Genomic DNA, 18,315 nt, shown 5'->3' with positions numbered 1-18,315 from the left:
CCACCCTCGGCTACCTGATTGTCGCAGCTCAGCTTTCGGAACTGAACGCGTGGCCTGCCGTTAACAAACGGCGGCTCGGCCGCGTCAATTTCGCTTTATTTGCAGGGCGAAGTGTTCACTTGTGACCGGCACTTTCCGCTAGGATCATGCCACCGCTGCGCCGATCCATGAGGGCCCCACCATGAGCTTCCGCCGCGATTACCTTTCCAAGCCGATCTTCTCCTGGGCGCGTGGCGTGCTGCCGACCATGTCGGACACCGAGCGCGAGGCGCTGGAAGCCGGCGACGTCTGGTGGGACGCCGATCTGTTCACCGGCAATCCTGACTGGTCGAAATTGCTGGCGTTCGCGCCGGCCAAATTGACCGACGAGGAAAACGCCTTCCTGCATGGCCCGGTCGACGAGCTCTGCGCGATGCTCGACGAGTGGAAGATCAATTGGGAATGGCGCGATCTGCCGCCTGAGGTGTGGAGCTTCATCAAGGCCAAGAAATTCTTCGGCATGATCATCCCGAAAGAATTCGGCGGCCTCGGCTTCTCGCCCTATGCGCATTCCGAAGTGGTGCGCAAGATTTCCTCGCGCTCGCTGACCGCGGCCGTCACCGTGATGGTGCCGAACTCGCTCGGACCCGGCGAACTCCTGATGCGCTTCGGCACCAAAGAGCAGCAGGACAGATGGCTGCCGCGACTGGCCGCGGGTCAGGACATTCCCTGCTTCGGGCTGACCAGCCCGGAGGCCGGCTCGGACGCCGCCTCGATGATCGACAGCGGCATCATCTGCAAGGGCAATTTCGAAGGCCGCGAGGTGATCGGGCTCAAGCTCAATTGGCACAAGCGCTACATCACGCTGGGGCCAGTGGCGACGTTGCTCGGCCTCGCCTTCAAGGCCTATGATCCGGATCACCTGGTCGGCAGCGAGGAAGAGCTCGGCATCACGGTCGCGCTGATCCCTACCCATCTGCCCGGCGTCTCGATCGGCCATCGCCATCTGCCTGCGATGCAGGTGTTCCAGAACGGCCCGAACTGGGGCAAGGACGTCTTCATCCCGCTCGACTACATCATCGGCGGCCAGGAGCGCCTGGGGCAAGGCTGGAAGATGCTGATGACGGCGCTCGCTGCCGGCCGCGGCATCTCGCTGCCGTCGCTGTCGGCCGCCGGCGCCGCCTATGCCGCGCGCACCACCGGCGCCTATGCCCGTATCCGCGAACAGTTCGGCATTTCCATTTCCAAGTTCGAGGGCATCGAGGAGCCGCTGGCGCGCATCGCCGGCACCGCCTACCTGCTCGACGCCGCGCGGCGGCTGACCTGCGCCGCATTGAACGAGGGGCATCATCCCGCGGTCATCTCCGGGATCATGAAGCTGCACGCCACCGAGCGGATGCGGATCGCAATCGACGACGCCATGGACATCCATGGCGGCAAGGCGGTGATCGACGGGCCGCAGAACTATCTCGGCGGCCTCTACCGTTCGGTGCCGGTCGGCATCACGGTCGAGGGCGCCAATATCCTGACCCGCAATCTGATCGTGTTCGGGCAGGGTGCGATCCGCGCGCATCCCTATCTGTTGCAGGAGATGAACGCGCTCAGCGAGACCGATCGTGACAAGGGCCTGACTGCGTTCGACACCGCATTCTGGAAGCATGTCGGCCACAGCTTTGCGACCATGTTCCGCGCCTGCGGCCGCAGCTGGACGTTTGGCCTGTTCGCACCGGCGCCGGATGCCGGCGATGCAACGGAGTTCTATCGCCAGCTCTCGCGCTATTCGTCGGCGTTCGCGTTGTGCGCCGACTTGGCGCTGCTCACCCTCGGCGGAGCGCTGAAGCGGAAGGAAATGCTCTCGGCGCGGTTCGGCGACATCCTGTCCGAGCTGTATTTGCTCTCTGCCGCGCTGAAACGCTGGCAGGATGAAGGCCGGCAGAAGGAGGATCTTCCCGCGCTCCAATGGTGCATGGCGTCCGGCTACAAGACCATCGAGAACCGCTTTGCGGAGATCCTCGCCAATCTGCCGAACCGCCCGGTGGCGTGGATGCTGAAATTCCTGATCCAGCCGTTCGGCGCGCGCGTCACGGGTCCGTCGGACCGCATCGTGCATCTCTGCGCCCAGCTCGTGCTGTCGCCGTCGGCCGCGCGCGACCGCCTGACGCCGGACCTAGCCTTTGTCGAGGATGACGGCGGCATTGCCCGGCTGGAAAAGGCCTTCCGTCTCGTCACGGAGGCCGAGGATGCGGCCAAGCAGATGCGCGCGGCGCGACTGCATGACTGGAAGGAGGCCGTCAAGAAAGGCGTCATCACCGAGGCCGACGGCGAGAAGCTCGCCGCCGCTCACGAGGCCGTGGCCAAGGTGATCGAGGTCGATGATTTTGCGCCGGAGGCGCTGTCGCCGATTTACAAGAAAACCGCCGACGTGCATCAGTTCTTCCAGGAGCTGGGTGAGCAGAGGGCGGCGAGCTGATGGCGCGACCAGTCTTTATCGTCGACGGCAGCCGGACGCCGTTCCTGAAGGCGCGTTCCGGTCCCGGCCCGTTCACCCCGGTCGACCTCGCCGTGCAATGCGGCCGGCCGCTGCTGGCGCGGCAGCCTTTCGCGCCCACCGCTTTCGACCAGGTCATCCTCGGCTGCGTCAACGTGATCGCCGACGAGATGAACCCGGCGCGGGTCGCGGCACTCCGGCTCGGCATGGGCGAGCAGATGGTCGCCTTCACGGTGCAGATCAATTGCGGCTCCGGGATGCAGTCGATCGACACCGGCTACCGTTACATCCGCGAGGGCATCTCCGATTTGATCCTCGCCGGCGGGGCCGAGGCACTGAGCCACGCGCCACTGGTCTGGCCCAATTCCGGCGTGCGCTGGTTTGCGGGCTTTGCCGGCGCCAAGGGCTTAGGGGCCAAGATCGCCGCGGCGCTGAAGGTGAAGCCGAGCTACTTCAAGCCGATCATCGGGCTGGAGCGCGGGCTGACCGATCCCATCACTGACCTGAACATGGGGCAGACCGCCGAGAAGGTCGGCCATCTCTTCGGCATCACCCGTGCGCAATCCGACGCGTACGCCGCCGAGAGCCATCAGCGGCTGGCTAACGCGCAGAAACAAGGTTTCCTCAAGGGCGAGGTCGAGACCGCGTTCTCCCGCGACGGCCAGTTCTACGACCATGACGACGGCGTCCGCCCGGACTCGACAGCGGAGACGCTGGCAAAGCTGAAGCCGGTGTTCGAGCGCCCGTGGGGTCAGGTCACCGCCGGCAATTCCTCGCAGATCACCGACGGCGCTTCCTGGGTGATCCTGGCATCCGAGACTGCGGTCGCAAAGCACGGGCTGACGCCGAAGGCCGTCATCCTCGACAGCCAGTGGTCGGCGCTGGATCCCTCGATCATGGGTCTTGGTCCGGTGCTGTCGGCGAGCGCACTGCTCAAGCGCAACGAAATGACATTGCAGGACGTCGAGACCTGGGAGCTGAACGAGGCCTTTGCGACCCAAGTGCTGGGTTGCCTTGCAGCCTGGAACGACGACAAATTCTGCCGCGAGATTTTGGGACTTGATGGCGCGGCCGGCGAGATCGACCGCGCGAAGTTGAATGTCGACGGCGGCGCGATCAGCCTCGGCCATCCCGTCGGCACCAGCGGCAACCGCATCGTGCTGCACCTGGTCAATGCGATGAAGCGGCTCGGCACCCGGCGCGGCGTCGCCACCGAATGCATCGGTGGCGGGCAGGGCGGTGCGATGTTGATAGAGACGGTGTGATCATGGATTCACGGATCATGGACGTTCTCGCCGACCGCGTGCTGGAGCTCGGGCCGAAGCCGGCCGCCGACAGTCCCTACAAGAACTTCAAGCTGACACGTGACGAGGACGGCATTGCCTGGCTGCTGTTCGACCGCGCCGGCACCAGCGCCAACACGCTGTCCGCCGATCTGCTCGAGGAGCTCGATGCCGTTGTCGCGGCGCTGGAGAACCAGCGGCCCACCGGCCTTGTGGTGCGCTCGGCCAAGACAAGCGGCTTCATCGCCGGTGCCGACGTCAATGAATTTCGCGGCGCCAGCGACCCCCGCGCGGTCGAGACCGAGATCGGCCGCGCCCATGCGGTGATCGACCGGCTCGAGGCACTGCGCGTGCCATCGGTCGCCGTGATCCACGGCTTCTGTCTCGGCGGCGGCCTCGAGGTCGCGCTGGCCTGCCAGATGCGGATCGCGATCGACGATGCAAGGTTCGGCTTTCCCGAGGTGATGCTCGGCCTGCATCCTGGCCTCGGCGGCACGGTGCGCTTCACCGAGCTAGTCAACCCGATGCAGGCGATGACCTTGATGCTGACCGGCAAGACGATCGACGCGCGGCGCGCGAAGTCGCTCGGTCTGGTCGACGCCGTCACGCAGGAGCGCCACGTCCGCAACGCCGTGAAGGATGCGGTGTTCGGTCGGCTGAAGCGCGCCAAGCCCGGCGTGCTCAATACCATCCTCAATTTTGGTCCGGTCCGAGGCTTCCTTGCCTCACGGATGCGCAGCGAGGCCGAGAAGGCCGCGCCGCGCGCGCACTATCCGGCGCCCTACGCGCTGATCGACCTCTGGGAGAAGCACGCCGGCAACCGCTCGGGAATGCTCAACACGGAGAAGGCGTCCTTTGCCAACCTGATGGTGACGCCGACCGCGCAGAACCTGATTCGGGTGTTCTTCCTGCGCGAGCAGATGAAGAAGGCAGCAGGCCTCGGCAACAAGGTTGCGCACGTCCATGTCATCGGCGCCGGCGCGATGGGCGGCGACATCGCGGCCTGGTGCGCTAACCAGGACATGCGCGTGACGCTGGCCGACATGAAGGCCGAACCGATCGCGGGTGCGATGAAGCGCGCCGCGGATCTGTTCGGCAAGATCATGCGCAGGAAGATCGACCAGCGCGATGCGCTCGACCGGCTGATCCCGGACATGGACGGCGAGGGCGTCCGCAACGCCGATCTGATCATCGAGGCGGTGCCGGAAAAGCTCGAGCTGAAGCAGAAGGTCTATGCCGGCCTCGAGCCGAAGATGAAGCAGGGCGCGATCCTCGCCACCAATACGTCGAGCATCCCGTTGCAGGATCTGCGCACCACGCTGGCACGGCCGGAGCGGCTGCTCGGCCTGCACTTCTTCAATCCGGTGTCGCGGCTGCAACTCGTCGAGGTCGTCAGCCATGACGGCACCGATGCCGCGATGCTCAAGGAAGCGCTCGCCTTTGTCGGCGCCATCGATCGTCTGCCGCTGCCGGTGAAGAGCTCGCCGGGCTTCCTCGTCAACCGCGCGCTGACGCCCTACATGCTGGAAGCGATGATGATGCTGGACGAGAAGACCGATCAACGCCTGATCGACGCGGCCGCCGTCGAGTTCGGCATGCCGATGGGGCCGATCGAGCTCGCCGACCAGGTCGGCCTTGATATCTGCCTCGATGTCGGCGACATGCTGCGCTCGAAGTTCGGCGATACCCTGCCGCCGACGCCGGCATGGCTGCGCGAGAAGGTCGCCAAGGGTGAACTCGGCCGCAAGACCGGCAAGGGCTTCTACATTTGGAAGGACGGCAAGGCGGCGAAAGCGCCATTGCCGGAGACCGGACCGAAAGTGAGCGACGAGATGATCGACCGCCTGGTGCTGCCGATCTCCAATGTCTGCGTCGCCGCCCTGCGCGAAGGCATCGTCGACGACCCCGATATGGTCGACGGCGCGATGATCTTCGGCACCGGCTATGCTCCGTTCCGCGGCGGTCCACTCAACTACGCGCGCACGCGCGGCGTCGACAGCGTCGTATCCGCGCTGCGCGCGCTGGCGCAGAAGTTCGGCGATCGTTTCGCACCCGATGCAGGCTGGGAGACCTTCAAGTGACCGACACCCAAGCGCCCGAAACGCACGTTCACGCGCCGCCGATCAGCGGCAACGAGCCACAGGGCGATCTCTGCATCCGCACGCTGGCGATGCCGGCCGACACCAATGCCAATGGCGACATCTTCGGCGGCTGGCTGCTCAGCCAGATGGACGTCGGCGGCGGCGTGTTCGCCTCCAAGCTCGCGAAGTCCCGCACCGTGACGGTCGCGATCGAGGCGATGAATTTCCGCAAGGCGGTCTATGTCGGCGATCTCGTCTCGGTGCACGCCAATCTCGTGCGCGTTGGCCGCACCTCGATCACGGTGCATCTCGAAGCCTGGGTGCTGCGCCGCCGTGAGCAGCAGTCGATCCTCGTCACCGACGGCAATTTCACCTACGTCTCGATCGACGAGCAAGGCCATCCGCAGCCGATCCAGCGCGATGGTGCGACGATCTCGACCTGAGGTCTTCCGCGCGAAGGCGCTGCTGATTCGGCGCGAGGGAGAACGCGTCGAAACTGAGACAGGAGCGCGGCTCGATTGCAAAAGCGGCGCTTCGCGTCGCAAAAAACCGAGGAACAAACAGACGGCGATGCAGTTGTCGGCTCGGAATCAAACCGAGGCCGACAATGTCTGAGTGCTACGTCATCGAAGTGAGTTCACAGACCGCGGGTATTGTGGTGCGCGATAGCGGTGGTTACGCGTTTTTTGCCGCCTCGCACCGCTTCCACGCCCTCGAAGGCCAGATATTCCGCAACGCACGCGAGGCCGAGCGCGCCGCGCGACGGCTCGTCACTGGGCAAGATCTGCAGCTGGCCTCTTGACATGTGACCTCGGCGGCGCGTCATTTGCGCGCGCCGCGAGAGTCTGTATTGATGCATCTGAACTCACGGAAACGTTTTTCGGATGTCGCAGACACAAGGCCGGGCGTCGCAGACCCAAGACAGAGCACTGCTGTTCGACATCGACGGCACGCTTGCCGACACCGATCCGCTGCATCTGGCAGCGTTCAACCAGGTGCTCGGCCCCCATGGACACTCCTTCGATCACGCGCGCTTCGGCAAGGAGCTGCAAGGCTTCTCCAACGCGTCGATCGGCGAGCGTTTCCTCGCCCACGAAGCGCCTGAACGTCGCGCGAGCATCCTCGGCGAGAAGGAGCGGATCTTCCGCGAATTGGTCTCCGGCCAGATCGTGCCGGTGCCGGGATTGATGGCGCTGCTCGACCGAGCCGATCGCGCCGGCGTGCCGATGGTGGCGGTGACCAACGCGCCGCGCCCCAACGCCGAACTGCTGCTCTCGGGACTGGGCATCGCGCACCGTTTCAAGGCGCTCGTGATCGGCGATGAACTGGCGCATGGCAAGCCGCATCCATTGCCGTATCTCGAGGGGCTGCGCCTTGCAGGCGCGCAGGCTTCGGCTTCGCTCGCGTTCGAGGATTCTCGCTCCGGCATCCAGTCCGCGACGGCGGCGGGCATCGCGACGATCGGGATGCGAACCGGGCTCGGTCATGCCGATCTGCTCGCGGCCGGCGCGGTCGCGAGCGCGCGGGCGTTCGACGATCCGGATTTGACCCGCCTGGTCGCGTCGGCGATGGGGTGGTGAGAAAGGTGCCGGAGCGTGCCGCCTCCGCAATGCTGCAGCGCAGTTCTTAACCCCGGCAATGCTTGCTCGTTGACCTCCATGCCGATCGGTCGCACCATAGGCGACTCGCCGTTTCAAGGGGGCCGCCGTGGCCGGACTCTCCCATCGCCAGACTGAAATCCTCAATATCGCACGCGCATTCGGCCGGGTCATGGTCGAGGACCTTGCCAAGCGGTTCGAGGTGTCGGCGCAGACCATCCGCAAGGACCTCAACGATCTCTGCGACGAGCGGTCGCTGACCCGCATCCATGGCGGCGCGATCATCGCCTCCGGCGTCGAGAACCTCGCCTATGAGGCGCGCCGCTTCGTCGCCGCCGAGGAGAAGAAGGCGATCGGCGCCGCCGCGGCTGCGCGGATTCCGAACGGCTGCTCGCTGTTCATCAACATCGGCACCACGACGGAAGAGGTCGCGAGCGCGCTGACCTCGCATGAGGACCTCTTGGTCATCACCAACAACCTCAACGTCGCGATGCTGCTGTACCGTCATCCGCGCATCGAGGTGGTGGTGGCCGGCGGCACGGTGCGCCGCGCCGATGGTGCCGTGGTCGGCTCCACCGCGACACAGCTGATCGGCCAGTTCAAGGTCGATTACGCGATCATCGGCGCGTCCGCGATCGACGAGGAGGGCGCGCTGCTCGACTTCGACTATCGCGAGGTGCAGGTGGCGCAGGCGATCATCGCCAACGCGCGCAACGTGATGCTGGTGTCGGATGCGACTAAGCTCCGCCGCAGCGCGCCGGTGCGGATTGCCCATATGAGCCAGATCCAGACCTTCGTCACCGATTCGCCTCTGCCCGCAGGCCTCGCCAACATCTGCCACAGCCGCGGCATCGAGGTGGTCGTCGCGATGGACAAGCCGGCGGTCGATATCGACGACAACGGCGCCGACGCCGCACCCGCAACGCTGCGCAGCGCGTAGTTCGCATTCTCTCGCTGTCGTCGCCCGGCTCGCCGCCTCCGCTAAAGCTTCGGCGCGCCTGAGAGCGAAAGCCTCGTCGAAGCCTTGGCGTAGACGGGACCGGGCGATCCAGTATTCCAGAGACGTTCGCGCTTGAGCCGCGACGCCGCGGCGTACTGGATGCCCCGCTTGAAGCGGGGCATGACAGCTGAACGCGACGAAGCCGCACGCACAGCTCTCTCCCCGTCACCCTGAGGTGCCGAGCGGAGCGAGCCTCGAAGGGTCGACGGCCCCGCTGATGGCCGTCGACCCTTCGAGACGCGCTACGCGCTCCTCAGGGTGACGGGTTCAGAAGGAGAGTTCGGCGTGATGGCGATAAATTCGCAAACCCGCTGCCCTCGCCACGATCAATCCGCTCAAAAAATCCCCAGCAAAAGTTCCCTATTTTCACTTTGCTTTCGTTTTCGGTTGTGATCTACTCCAATGCGAAAGTAAAACCGTCAAAGCGAAAACGGTTGCCCGGGGGAAGCGTTCTTTGGACCGAATTTACGACCTCGCCATCATTGGAGGCGGCGTTAATGGCTGCGGCATCGCGCGCGATGCGGCGGGCCGGGGCAATTCTGTTTTCCTCTGTGAAATGAACGATTTGGCCAGCGGAACGTCGTCCTGGTCGACTAAGCTCGTGCATGGCGGTCTCCGCTATCTCGAGTATTACGAGTTTCGTCTGGTGCGCGAGGCGCTGATCGAGCGCGAGATCCTCTGGCAGATCGCGCCGCATATCATTCGTCCGCTGCGTTTCGTTTTGCCGCATCATGCGGGCCTGCGCCCGGCCTGGCTGCTGCGGCTCGGCCTCTTCCTCTACGATCATATTGGCGGCCGGCACCTGTTGCCCGCGACGCGCTCGCTCGATCTGACTCGCGACGTGGTCGGCAAGCCGCTGATCCCCGGGCGCTACACCAAGGGCTTCGAATATTCCGACTGCTTCGTCGACGACGCGCGGCTGGTGGCGCTGACTGCGCGCGATGCCGCCGATCGCGGTGCCGAGATTCGCACCCGCACCCGCGCGGTCGAGATCAGGCAGATCGACGGCGTCTGGCACGTCACGGTCGAGGACGGCGCCACCGGCGCCCGCGACACCATTAAGGCGCGCGTGCTGGTCAATGCCGGCGGTCCCTGGGTCGAGCAGGTGCTGGCCACCGGCGCCGGCGTCAACGCGCGGGCCAAGGTGCGGCTGGTGCAGGGCTCGCATATCGTCGTGCCGAAACTCTACGACCACGATCGCGCCTACATCTTCCAGAATGCCGACGGCCGCATCATCTTCGTCATCCCCTACCAGAACGATTTCTCGCTGATCGGCACCACCGATCGCGACTATGACGGCGATCCGGCCAAGGTGAAGGCGACGCGTGAGGAGATCGAGTATCTATGCGCCTCCGCCAGCGAATACCTTGCCAAGTCGGTGAAGCCCGAGGACGTGGTCTGGAATTACTCCGGCGTGCGTCCGCTGTATGACGACGGTGCGAGCGAAGCCAAGGCCGCGACCCGCGACTACGTGTTCGAGCTCGATACGCCCGGCGGTGCGCCGCTGCTGTCGATCTATGGCGGCAAGATCACCACCTATCGCCGCCTCTCCGAAGAGGCGCTGGAGCGGCTGTCGCCCTATCTGCGCGGTGCGAAAGCGCAGGAAGGCTGGACCGGCAAGGCGCCACTGCCTGGCGGCGACATGGATGTCTCCGCGGTCGCGGCGCTGAGCGCCGAGCTGGTTCGCAACCATCCGTTCCTCTCACAGTCCCACGCCAACCGTCTCGCGCACGCCTATGGCACACGCGCGAGCAAGGTCCTGGGCAATGCAGCAACCGCTGATGATCTCGGCCGCTCCTTCGGCGCCACCTTGACGGAGAGTGAAGTCCGGTACCTGATGGCGAACGAATGGGCGCGGACCGCGGAAGATGTCGTCTGGCGACGATCCAAGCTGGGCTTGCGGATGACGGCGGGTGAAATCGCCGCGCTCGACGAGTGGATGGTCGCCAACCGCGTGTCCGGTGAACGTCCCCTCCGCGAAGCGGGAGGACGGGCATGAGCGTTACACTGCAGAACGTCACGCGAACCGTGGATGGCATCCAGACCATCCGCGATGTTTCGCTGACGCTGGAGCGTGGCACGCTCAGCGTGCTGCTCGGGCCGACGCTGTCGGGCAAGACCTCGATCATGCGGCTGCTCGCCGGCCTCGACAAGCCGACCACTGGCCGCGTGCTGGTCGACGGCAAGGACGTCACCGGCGCCGACGTGCGGCAACGCTCGGTGGCGATGGTGTATCAGCAGTTCATCAACTATCCCTCGCTGACGGTCTACGAGAACATCGCCTCGCCGCTGCGGGTGCAGGGCAAGCCGAAGGCCGAGATCGAGCAGCGGGTGGCCGAGGCGGCCAGCCTGTTGCGGCTCGAGCCCTATCTGAAGCGCACGCCGCTGCAGCTCTCCGGCGGCCAGCAGCAGCGCACCGCGATTGCGCGCGCGCTGGTCAAGGGCGCCGACCTCGTGCTGCTCGACGAGCCGCTCGCCAATCTCGACTACAAGCTGCGCGAGGAGCTGCGTGCCGAGCTGCCGCGGATCTTCGAGGCATCGGGTGCGATCTTCGTCTATGCCACCACCGAACCGTCGGAAGCGCTGCTGCTCGGCGGCGACACGGTGTGCATGTGGGAAGGCCAGGCGCTGCAGACCGGCGCGACGCCGAAGGTCTACCGCCATCCCGACACGCTGCGGGTCGCGCAGGTGTTCTCCGATCCGCCGCTCAATATCATCGGCATCGAGAAGAAGGGCGACCGGGTGATCTATGCCGGCGGCGAGCAGGCGCCCGCGGCCGGGCTGTACGCCAATCTGCCTGACGGCACTTACAAGATCGGCTTCCGTGCGCATCAGCTCGAGGTCGGGAGCGTCGTGCCCGGCCGCCACAAATTCTCCGCCACCGTGACGGTGACCGAGATCACCGGGTCGGAGAGCTTCGTGCACGTTCATGTCCATGGTTCGAACTGGGTCGCAGTGCTGCACGGCGTGCACGAATATGAACCCGGGCAGGTGCTCGAAGCCGCGATCGATCCCGAAAACATCTTTGTGTTTGACGCCGCTGACCGCCTGGTCGCGTCGCCCGCGACCGCGTTCGCAAGCGAGCTGTATGGCAGTTCGCTTGCAGCAAGCGCGTCAGCCCGCAAGAGCAATTGAGGGAGATGCCCGATGGCTCGCATTGACCTCGTCGATCTCGCGCAATCCTACAGCGGCAACGACGCCCCGCTGGAATCCTTTGCGCTGAAGCCGGTGACGATGACCTGGCGGCAGGGCGGCGCCTATGCGCTGCTCGGGCCCTCCGGCTGCGGCAAGACCACGCTGCTCAACCTGATTTCCGGCATCGTGACGCCGTCGCGCGGCAAGATCCTGTTCGACGGCCAGGACATCACGCCGCTGTCGACCCAGAAGCGCAACATCGCGCAGGTGTTCCAGTTTCCTGTCATCTACGACACCATGACGGTCGGCCAGAACCTGGCCTTCCCGCTGAAGAACCGTGGCGTCGCCAAGGCCGAGGTCGATGCACGGGTCAGGCAGATCGCCGATTTGCTTGACCTCACGCCATACCTCAACCGCAAGGCGACGCGGCTCACCGCTGACGCCAAGCAGAAGATCTCGCTCGGGCGCGGCCTCGTTCGCTCCGACGTCGCCGCCGTGCTGTTCGACGAACCGCTGACGGTAATCGATCCCGAGTTGAAATGGCAGCTGCGCTCGAAACTGAAGGCGCTGCATCGCGAGCTCGACCTCACGATGATCTACGTCACCCATGACCAGACCGAGGCGCTGACCTTTGCCGATACCGTCGTCGTCATGCACGACGGCCGCGTGGTCCAGAGCGGCACGCCGGCCGAACTGTTCGACAAGCCGGCGCACACCTTCGTCGGTTATTTCATCGGCTCGCCGGGCATGAACATCGTGCCTGCCGAGGTCTCGGGCCACGAGGCGCGGATCGACGGTCATGTCATCGGCCTGCATCGAAACTATGGTGTGCTGCCGGCCGGCAAGAAGATCGAGATCGGCGTGCGGCCTGAATTTGTCGATGTCGCGGCGCCCGCGTCGGGGCTGCTGTCGGCCACCATCGAGCGGATTGACGATCTCGGCCGCATCCAGTTCGCCCGCGTCCGCGTCGGCAACACCAAACTCGCGGCGCGCGTGCCGCCGGGCTTCTCGATCTCCGGCGATACCGCCGGCCTGATCTTCAATCCCGCCAACGTCCACGTCTATGCCGACAGCCATTTGGTCGAAGGGGTCGTCTGATGGACAAGACCATCAACCAAAAAGCCTGGTTCCTGGTGCTGCCGGTGTTCCTGGTGGTGGCGTTCTCGGCGGTGCTGCCGCTGATGACGGTCGTGAACTATTCGATGCAGGACACCTTCGGCAACAACCAGTTCTTCTGGAACGGCGTCGGCTGGTTCAAGGAACTGCTCGATCCCTCGACCGATCTCGGCGGCCGCTTCCTGGCGTCGCTCGGCCGCAACCTGTTCTTCTCCGCCGTGATCCTTGCGATCGAGGTGCCGCTCGGCATCGTCGTCGCGCTGTCGATGCCGCGCGAGGGCTGGAGCGTCGCGGCCTGCCTCGTCATCCTCGCGCTGCCGCTGTTGATTCCGTGGAACGTGGTCGGCACCATCTGGCAGATCTTCGGCCGCCCGGATATCGGCCTGCTCGGCTATGTGCTGAACCACCTCGGCCTCAACTACAATTACGTCTCCAATGAGGTCGACGCCTGGGTCACGGTCATCGTGATGGACGTCTGGCACTGGACCAGCCTGGTCGCGCTGCTCTGTTACGCCGGCCTGAAGTCGATCCCCGACGCCTATTACCAGGCGGCGCAGATCGATGGCGCCTCGCGCTGGGCGGTGTTCAAGGCGATCCAGCTGCCGAAGATGAACCGCGTGCTGCTGATCGCGGTGCTGCTGCGCTTCATGGACTCGTTCATGATCTATACCGAGCCGTTCGTGGTCACCGGCGGTGGTCCCGGCAACTCGACGACCTTCGTCTCGATCGAGCTCGTCAAGATCGCGCTCGGCCAGTTCGACCTCGGCAAGGCCGCGGCGCTGTCGCTGGTCTACAATCTGATCATCCTGATCGTGTGCTGGGTGTTCTACACCGTGATGACCAATGCCGGCTCCGAGCGCCCGGTCAAGCAAGGAGCGGCGTGATGCATTCGATTCCCGGCCGCCGCCTGATCATGGCGCTGTTCCTGATCTTCCTGCTGTTGCCGATCTACTGGCTCGTCAACATGAGCTTTAAGACCAACGCCGAGATCGTCTCGACGATGACGCTGTGGCCGCATACGCCGACGCTGCAGCACTACCGGCGCATCTTCACCGACGAGAGCTGGTATTCCGGCTACATCAACTCGCTGGAATATGTCGTCATCAACACCGTGATCTCGATCGCGGTGGCGCTGCCGGCCGCCTATGCGTTCTCGCGCTACCGCTTCCTCGGCGACAAGCACCTGTTCTTCTGGCTATTGTCCAACCGTATGGCGCCGGCGGCGGTCTACGCGCTGCCGTTCTTCAACCTGTATTCGGCGATCGGCCTGTTCGATACGCCGTGGGCGGTTGCGCTCGCGCACTGCATCTTCAACGTGCCGCTGGCGGTGTGGATCCTCGAAGGCTTCGTCTCCGGCGTGCCGCGCGAGATCGACGAGACTGCGTTCCTCGACGGCTATTCGTTCCCGCGCTTCTTCATCAAGATCCTGGTGCCGCTGATCGCGAGCGGCATCGGCGTCGCCGCGTTCTTCTGCTTCATGTTCTCTTGGGTCGAACTGCTGCTGGCGCGCACGCTGACCTCGGTGCAGGCCAAGCCGATCGCCGCGATCATGACGCGCACGGTTTCGGCTGCCGGTATGGATTGGGGTCTGCTTGCCGCGGCCGGCGTGCTCACCATCATCCCCGGAGCACTCGTGATCTGGTTCGTCCGCAATTACATCGCGCGCGGCTTCGCGCTCGGCCGGGTCTAGGAGGCGCTCATGGACAGCATCGCATGGATGGCATGGACCTGGCCCACCGCGGTCTTCTTCGTGCTGCTTGCCTCTACACTCGGGATGATGACCTGGCTCGCGATCGCCTATCCGGAAGCCGAGCGGGTCGGCGTGCTGCGCATTCCGACCACGCGCGGCGATCGTCTGTTCGTCTCGCTGGTGCTGGCGGCGGTGATCCATTTGCTGTGGATTGGCCTCGTCGGCACCGATCCGATTTTCACCCTGCCGATCGGGGAGGGCGTCGAGATTTCGAGCCTGTGGCTCGGAACGGTAATTTCGCTTCTTTCAGCCGTGGTGATCTTTCGCACCGTCTGAAGAACGCGAAAAAGAGCAGATCCGGGGTCTACCCGGGCCTGATTTAGTCGCTGCAACCGGAGGAATCTAATGCGACATTTACCAATGACTAGAGATAAGCTTTTGACGATGACCAGCGCGGTCGCGCTCGTCGCAGCATCGGTCACTCTTGTCGCGCCGGCCCGCGCCGACGAGGCGGCCGCCAAGAAGTGGATCGACAGCGAATTCCAGCCGTCGACCCTCTCCAAGGACGACCAGATGAAGGAGATGCAGTGGTTCATCAAGGCCGCTGCCCCCTTCAAGGGCATGGAGATCAACGTCGTCTCCGAGACCCTGACGGTGCACGAATATGAATCCCGCACGCTTGCCAAGGCGTTCGAGGAGATCACCGGCATCAAGGTCAAGCACGACATCATCCAGGAAGGTGACGTCGTCGAGAAGATCCAGACCCAGATGCAGTCCGGCAAGAACGTCTATGACGGCTGGATCAACGACTCCGACTTCATCGGCACCCACTTCCGTTACGGCCAGGCCGTCGACCTGACCGATTGGATGAAGGGCGAAGCCAAGGACGTCACCGATCCGATGCTCGACATCGACGACTTCATCGGCAAGTCGTTCACGACGGCACCGAACGGCCACCTCTACCAGCTGCCCGACCAGCAGTTCGCGAACCTCTATTGGTTCCGCTACGACTGGTTCACCAACCCGGAATACAAGGCCAAGTTCAAGGCCAAGTACGGCTACGATCTCGGCGTGCCGGTGAACTGGTCGGCCTATGAGGATATCGCCGAGTTCTTCACCAACGACGTCAAGGAGATCAACGGCGTCAAGGTCTACGGCCATATGGACTATGGCAAGAAGGACCCCTCGCTCGGCTGGCGTTTCACCGACGCCTGGCTGTCGATGGCCGGCAACGGCGACAAGGGCCTCCCGAACGGCCTGCCGGTCGACGAATGGGGCATCCGCATGGAAGGCTGCCGTCCGGTCGGCTCGTCGGTCGAGCGTGGCGGCGACGTCAACGGCCCGGCGTCGGTCTACTCGATCGTCAAGTATCTCGACTGGATGAAGAAGTATGCTCCGCCGCAAGCGCAGGGCATGACCTTCTCCGAGTCGGGCCCGGTGCCGTCGCAGGGCAACATCGCCCAGCAGATCTTCTGGTACACCGCCTTCACCGCCGACATGGTGAAGCCGGGGATCGCCGTGATGAACGCGGACGGTACGCCGAAGTGGCGTATGGCTCCGTCGCCGCACGGTTCGTACTGGAAGGACGGCATGAAGCTCGGCTACCAGGACGTGGGTTCGGCCACGCTGCTGAAGTCGACCCCGGTTGATCGCCGCAAGGCGGCCTGGCTCTACCTGCAGTTCATCGTCTCCAAGACGACGAGCCTGAAGAAGAGCCAAGTCGGTCTCACCTTCATCCGTGAATCCGACATCTGGGACAAGTCGTTCACCGAGCGTGCGCCGAAGCTCGGCGGCCTGATCGAGTTCTACCGCTCGCCCGCGCGCGTGCAGTGGACCCCGACCGGCAACAACGTGCCCGACTATCCGAAGCTCGCTCAGCTCTGGTGGCAGAACATCGGCGATGCGTCGTCCGGTGCGAAGACGCCGCAAGCTGCGATGGACGCGCTCGCCGCGGCCCAGGATTCGGTGATGGAGCGTCTTGAGAAGTCCGGTGTGCAGGGTGCCTGCGGACCGAAGCTGAACAAGAAGGAAACCGCTGAGTACTGGTACAAGAAGGCCGAGAAGGACGGCACCATCGCCCCGCAGCGCAAGCTCGCGAACGAGAAGCCGAAGGGCGAAACGATCGACTACGACACGCTGATCAAGTCGTGGCCGGCGAGCCCGCCGAAGCGCGCCGAAGCGAAGTAGGGCGGCAAGGCGTACCAGCCCACGCCATCCGCAAACTGCAAAAGGCCGGGAGCAATCCCGGCCTTTTTTGCTGGATCTGTGGCTGTGGAGACCGGTTCAGGATTGTGCTCAAATGTCGCGATGAGGTCATCATGCGTCTTGTTGTCATCGCATCATGATCGGGGAGTTTCGTCATGCGCATGACTTTTCGTTGCGATCCGCGGCTTGCCGATCATCTGCCGCGACCATATCCGGCCCGCACTGCGTTGCCCGATTGGCTGCGCGAGATGCCGGCGAAGGCGCACTCCGACATCCACGACCGCGAGATCCGCACGGTCAAGCAATGCCCGCCCTTTGTCGATGCGATGGCCCACGGGGTCATGATTCCGCTGCCCTGCGATGTCAGGGTCGAGCATGGCGCCTTCGCCTGGGACTGGGACATTCCGGAGCCCGCAACGCAGGGCCATCCGCGTGCACCGCTCAGCTTCCATCCCGTCGCGCAATTCGCCGGCGCGCCGTTTGCCAACGGGCAGGCTGCGCTGAAATTCAACAGCTTCTGGACCATCGAGCTCGAGCCGGGCTGGTCGCTGTTCGCGACGCATCCGGTCAATCGCGACGACCTGCCGTTCCGGGTGATCTCGGGGCTGGTCGACGCCGATCGGTTTCACGATGGCGGCATCAATTTCCCGGCGGTCTGGATCCAACCGGATTTCGAGGGCGTATTGCCGAAGGGGACGCCGGTCGTGCAATGCTTCGCCGTGCCGCGCGCGACGCCCGAACTGGTGTTCGAGGTCTTCGACGATGCGCATCGTGAAGCCTATTCCAAGGTCGTCGGCGAGGTGCTGGCTGCGCCCAACGTCTACCGCAAGCATTTCCGCGCCAAGCGCGGCCGGCTAGTCACCTAAGGCCGCACGCAGCGCGCGCTCATCGAGCCACAGCCGGCCGTGCGGGGCCGAGGTCAGCGCCATCGCGATCGATCCGAACAGCTGCGGACGCAAGGCATAGGCGCGCGCGAAAGCCCGCATCGCGGCATCGGGCTCGCCGCTCTCCTGCAGCGTGATCCCCAGGTTGAGTGCTGCTTCGGCGTAATCCGGCTTGATCTCGATCGCCTTGCGATAGGCGCGTGCGGCGCCGTCATGGTCGCGCAGATCCTGCCTTGCGACGCCGAGATCGAACCACACCGAGGCCGGCGCTGCGCTCGCAGCGGCGCGCTCGAGCAGGCTCACCGCACCGCCAAGGTTACCAGCCTCCCAGGCCAGCCGGCCGAGCCTTGCATTGGCTTCCTGATGCTCGGGGATAGCCTTGAGGATCGCCTCCCAGGCCTCGCGGGCCTGCGCCTTGCGGCCGGCCAGCTCAAGCGTACGTGCCTTCTCGACGAAGGCCTCGCGTTGCGGCTTAAGCGCGATGGCGCGGTCGAGATGCGCCAGCGCCGCATCGAATTCGCCGCCGCTGCGGGCGAGGCGCGCCGCGAGCAGCCGCGCCGCGGCATTGTCGGGGCGCCGCGCCAGGCTGGTCTCGACATGCCGGCGGGCCGGTACGATGTCGCCTTTGGCGAACAGCACGGCAGCGAGCAGATGACTGAGCATCGGTTCGCCGGGCTGGCGCGCAAGGCCGCGCTCGCAGAGCTCGATCGCCTCGCCATGCCGGCCGCCATTGAACGCGACGGTGGCGCGTCGAACGATATCCTCGGCGTTGTCCTTGCTCATTCCCGTGCGCGACCGTGTTCAGGCTTGCTCGATGCGGTCCATGCTATGCGGCGCCGGAGGCCATGACCAGCGC

16 protein-coding genes are annotated in these 18,315 nt (G+C 64.8%); 15 read left to right on the top strand and 1 reads right to left on the bottom strand.

What is annotated here, in order from left to right; all coding sequences use genetic code 11:
* The first annotated feature begins 181 nt into the window (after positions 1-181).
* The 15 genes from ACE103_RS33635 to ACE103_RS33565 all read left to right on the top strand — a co-directional run bounded on the left by ACE103_RS33635 (position 182) and on the right by ACE103_RS33565 (position 17,441).
* Entirely contained in the window at positions 182-2,449 is a 2,268-nt protein-coding gene (locus ACE103_RS33635; protein WP_375776520.1) for an acyl-CoA dehydrogenase, read from the top strand.
* Positions 2,449-3,732: an acetyl-CoA C-acetyltransferase gene (locus ACE103_RS33630; RefSeq protein ID WP_375776519.1), complete on the top strand. Its 1,284-nt coding sequence runs from the start codon at positions 2,449-2,451 to the stop codon at positions 3,730-3,732. The genes ACE103_RS33635 and ACE103_RS33630 overlap by 1 nt, the downstream gene beginning before the upstream one ends.
* A 2-nt stretch (positions 3,733-3,734) precedes the next feature.
* Positions 3,735-5,831 (top strand): 3-hydroxyacyl-CoA dehydrogenase NAD-binding domain-containing protein, encoded by a 2,097-nt coding sequence (locus tag ACE103_RS33625; protein ID WP_375776518.1) that lies wholly within the window; start codon positions 3,735-3,737, stop codon positions 5,829-5,831.
* Positions 5,832-5,920: 89 nt separating this feature from the next.
* Positions 5,921-6,274 (top strand): acyl-CoA thioesterase, encoded by a 354-nt coding sequence (locus tag ACE103_RS33620; protein ID WP_097673013.1) that lies wholly within the window; start codon positions 5,921-5,923, stop codon positions 6,272-6,274.
* Positions 6,275-6,438: 164 nt separating this feature from the next.
* Complete coding sequence (locus ACE103_RS33615) at positions 6,439-6,633, top strand: hypothetical protein (protein ID WP_375776517.1); 195 nt, start codon at positions 6,439-6,441, stop codon at positions 6,631-6,633.
* Positions 6,634-6,715: 82 nt separating this feature from the next.
* Positions 6,716-7,411 (top strand): HAD family hydrolase, encoded by a 696-nt coding sequence (locus ACE103_RS33610; protein WP_375776516.1) that lies wholly within the window; start codon positions 6,716-6,718, stop codon positions 7,409-7,411.
* A gap of 127 nt (positions 7,412-7,538) precedes the next feature.
* The gene (locus tag ACE103_RS33605) at positions 7,539-8,369 is read left to right on the top strand and encodes a DeoR/GlpR family DNA-binding transcription regulator (RefSeq protein ID WP_163161530.1); all 831 of its coding nucleotides are present in this window, start codon (positions 7,539-7,541) and stop codon (positions 8,367-8,369) included.
* 514 nt (positions 8,370-8,883) lie between these two features.
* A complete protein-coding gene (gene glpD / locus ACE103_RS33600) occupies positions 8,884-10,428 on the top strand; it encodes a glycerol-3-phosphate dehydrogenase (protein WP_375776515.1) in 1,545 nt (514 codons plus the stop codon).
* Positions 10,425-11,564, top strand: a complete 1,140-nt coding sequence (locus ACE103_RS33595; protein WP_223969464.1) for an ABC transporter ATP-binding protein — start codon at positions 10,425-10,427, stop codon at positions 11,562-11,564. Before glpD ends, ACE103_RS33595 begins: the two co-directional genes overlap by 4 nt.
* 12 nt (positions 11,565-11,576) lie before the next feature.
* Entirely contained in the window at positions 11,577-12,662 is a 1,086-nt protein-coding gene (locus ACE103_RS33590; protein ID WP_375776514.1) for an ABC transporter ATP-binding protein, read from the top strand.
* Positions 12,662-13,564: a carbohydrate ABC transporter permease gene (locus tag ACE103_RS33585; protein WP_223969462.1), complete on the top strand. Its 903-nt coding sequence runs from the start codon at positions 12,662-12,664 to the stop codon at positions 13,562-13,564. Before ACE103_RS33590 ends, ACE103_RS33585 begins: the two co-directional genes overlap by 1 nt.
* Positions 13,564-14,370, top strand: coding sequence for a carbohydrate ABC transporter permease (locus ACE103_RS33580; protein ID WP_021075985.1), 807 nt, complete (start codon positions 13,564-13,566; stop codon positions 14,368-14,370). The genes ACE103_RS33585 and ACE103_RS33580 overlap by 1 nt, the downstream gene beginning before the upstream one ends.
* A gap of 9 nt (positions 14,371-14,379) precedes the next feature.
* Entirely contained in the window at positions 14,380-14,706 is a 327-nt protein-coding gene (locus ACE103_RS33575; protein ID WP_097672938.1) for a DUF2160 domain-containing protein, read from the top strand.
* A 108-nt stretch (positions 14,707-14,814) separates the two neighbouring features.
* Positions 14,815-16,557 carry an ABC transporter substrate-binding protein gene (locus tag ACE103_RS33570; protein WP_212316430.1) on the top strand — a complete coding sequence of 581 codons (1,743 nt, stop codon included), beginning with the start codon at positions 14,815-14,817 and terminating at the stop codon, positions 16,555-16,557.
* 173 nt (positions 16,558-16,730) lie between these two features.
* Complete coding sequence (locus tag ACE103_RS33565; RefSeq protein WP_375776513.1) at positions 16,731-17,441, top strand: hypothetical protein; 711 nt, start codon at positions 16,731-16,733, stop codon at positions 17,439-17,441.
* Here ACE103_RS33565 and ACE103_RS33560 read toward each other — a convergent pair.
* Complete coding sequence (locus ACE103_RS33560; protein WP_375776512.1) at positions 17,430-18,242, bottom strand: tetratricopeptide repeat protein; 813 nt, start codon at positions 18,240-18,242, stop codon at positions 17,430-17,432. The two genes, ACE103_RS33565 and ACE103_RS33560, sit on opposite strands and share 12 nt — an antisense overlap.
* Between the last annotated feature and the right edge of the window lie 73 nt (positions 18,243-18,315).

This window comes from Bradyrhizobium sp. ma5, from assembly GCF_042258955.1.
In the GTDB taxonomy this organism is placed as follows: Bacteria; Pseudomonadota; Alphaproteobacteria; order Rhizobiales; family Xanthobacteraceae; genus Bradyrhizobium.
The sequence above is the reverse complement of the archived record's forward strand: the minus strand, read 5'-3'. Positions and strand labels throughout refer to the sequence as shown.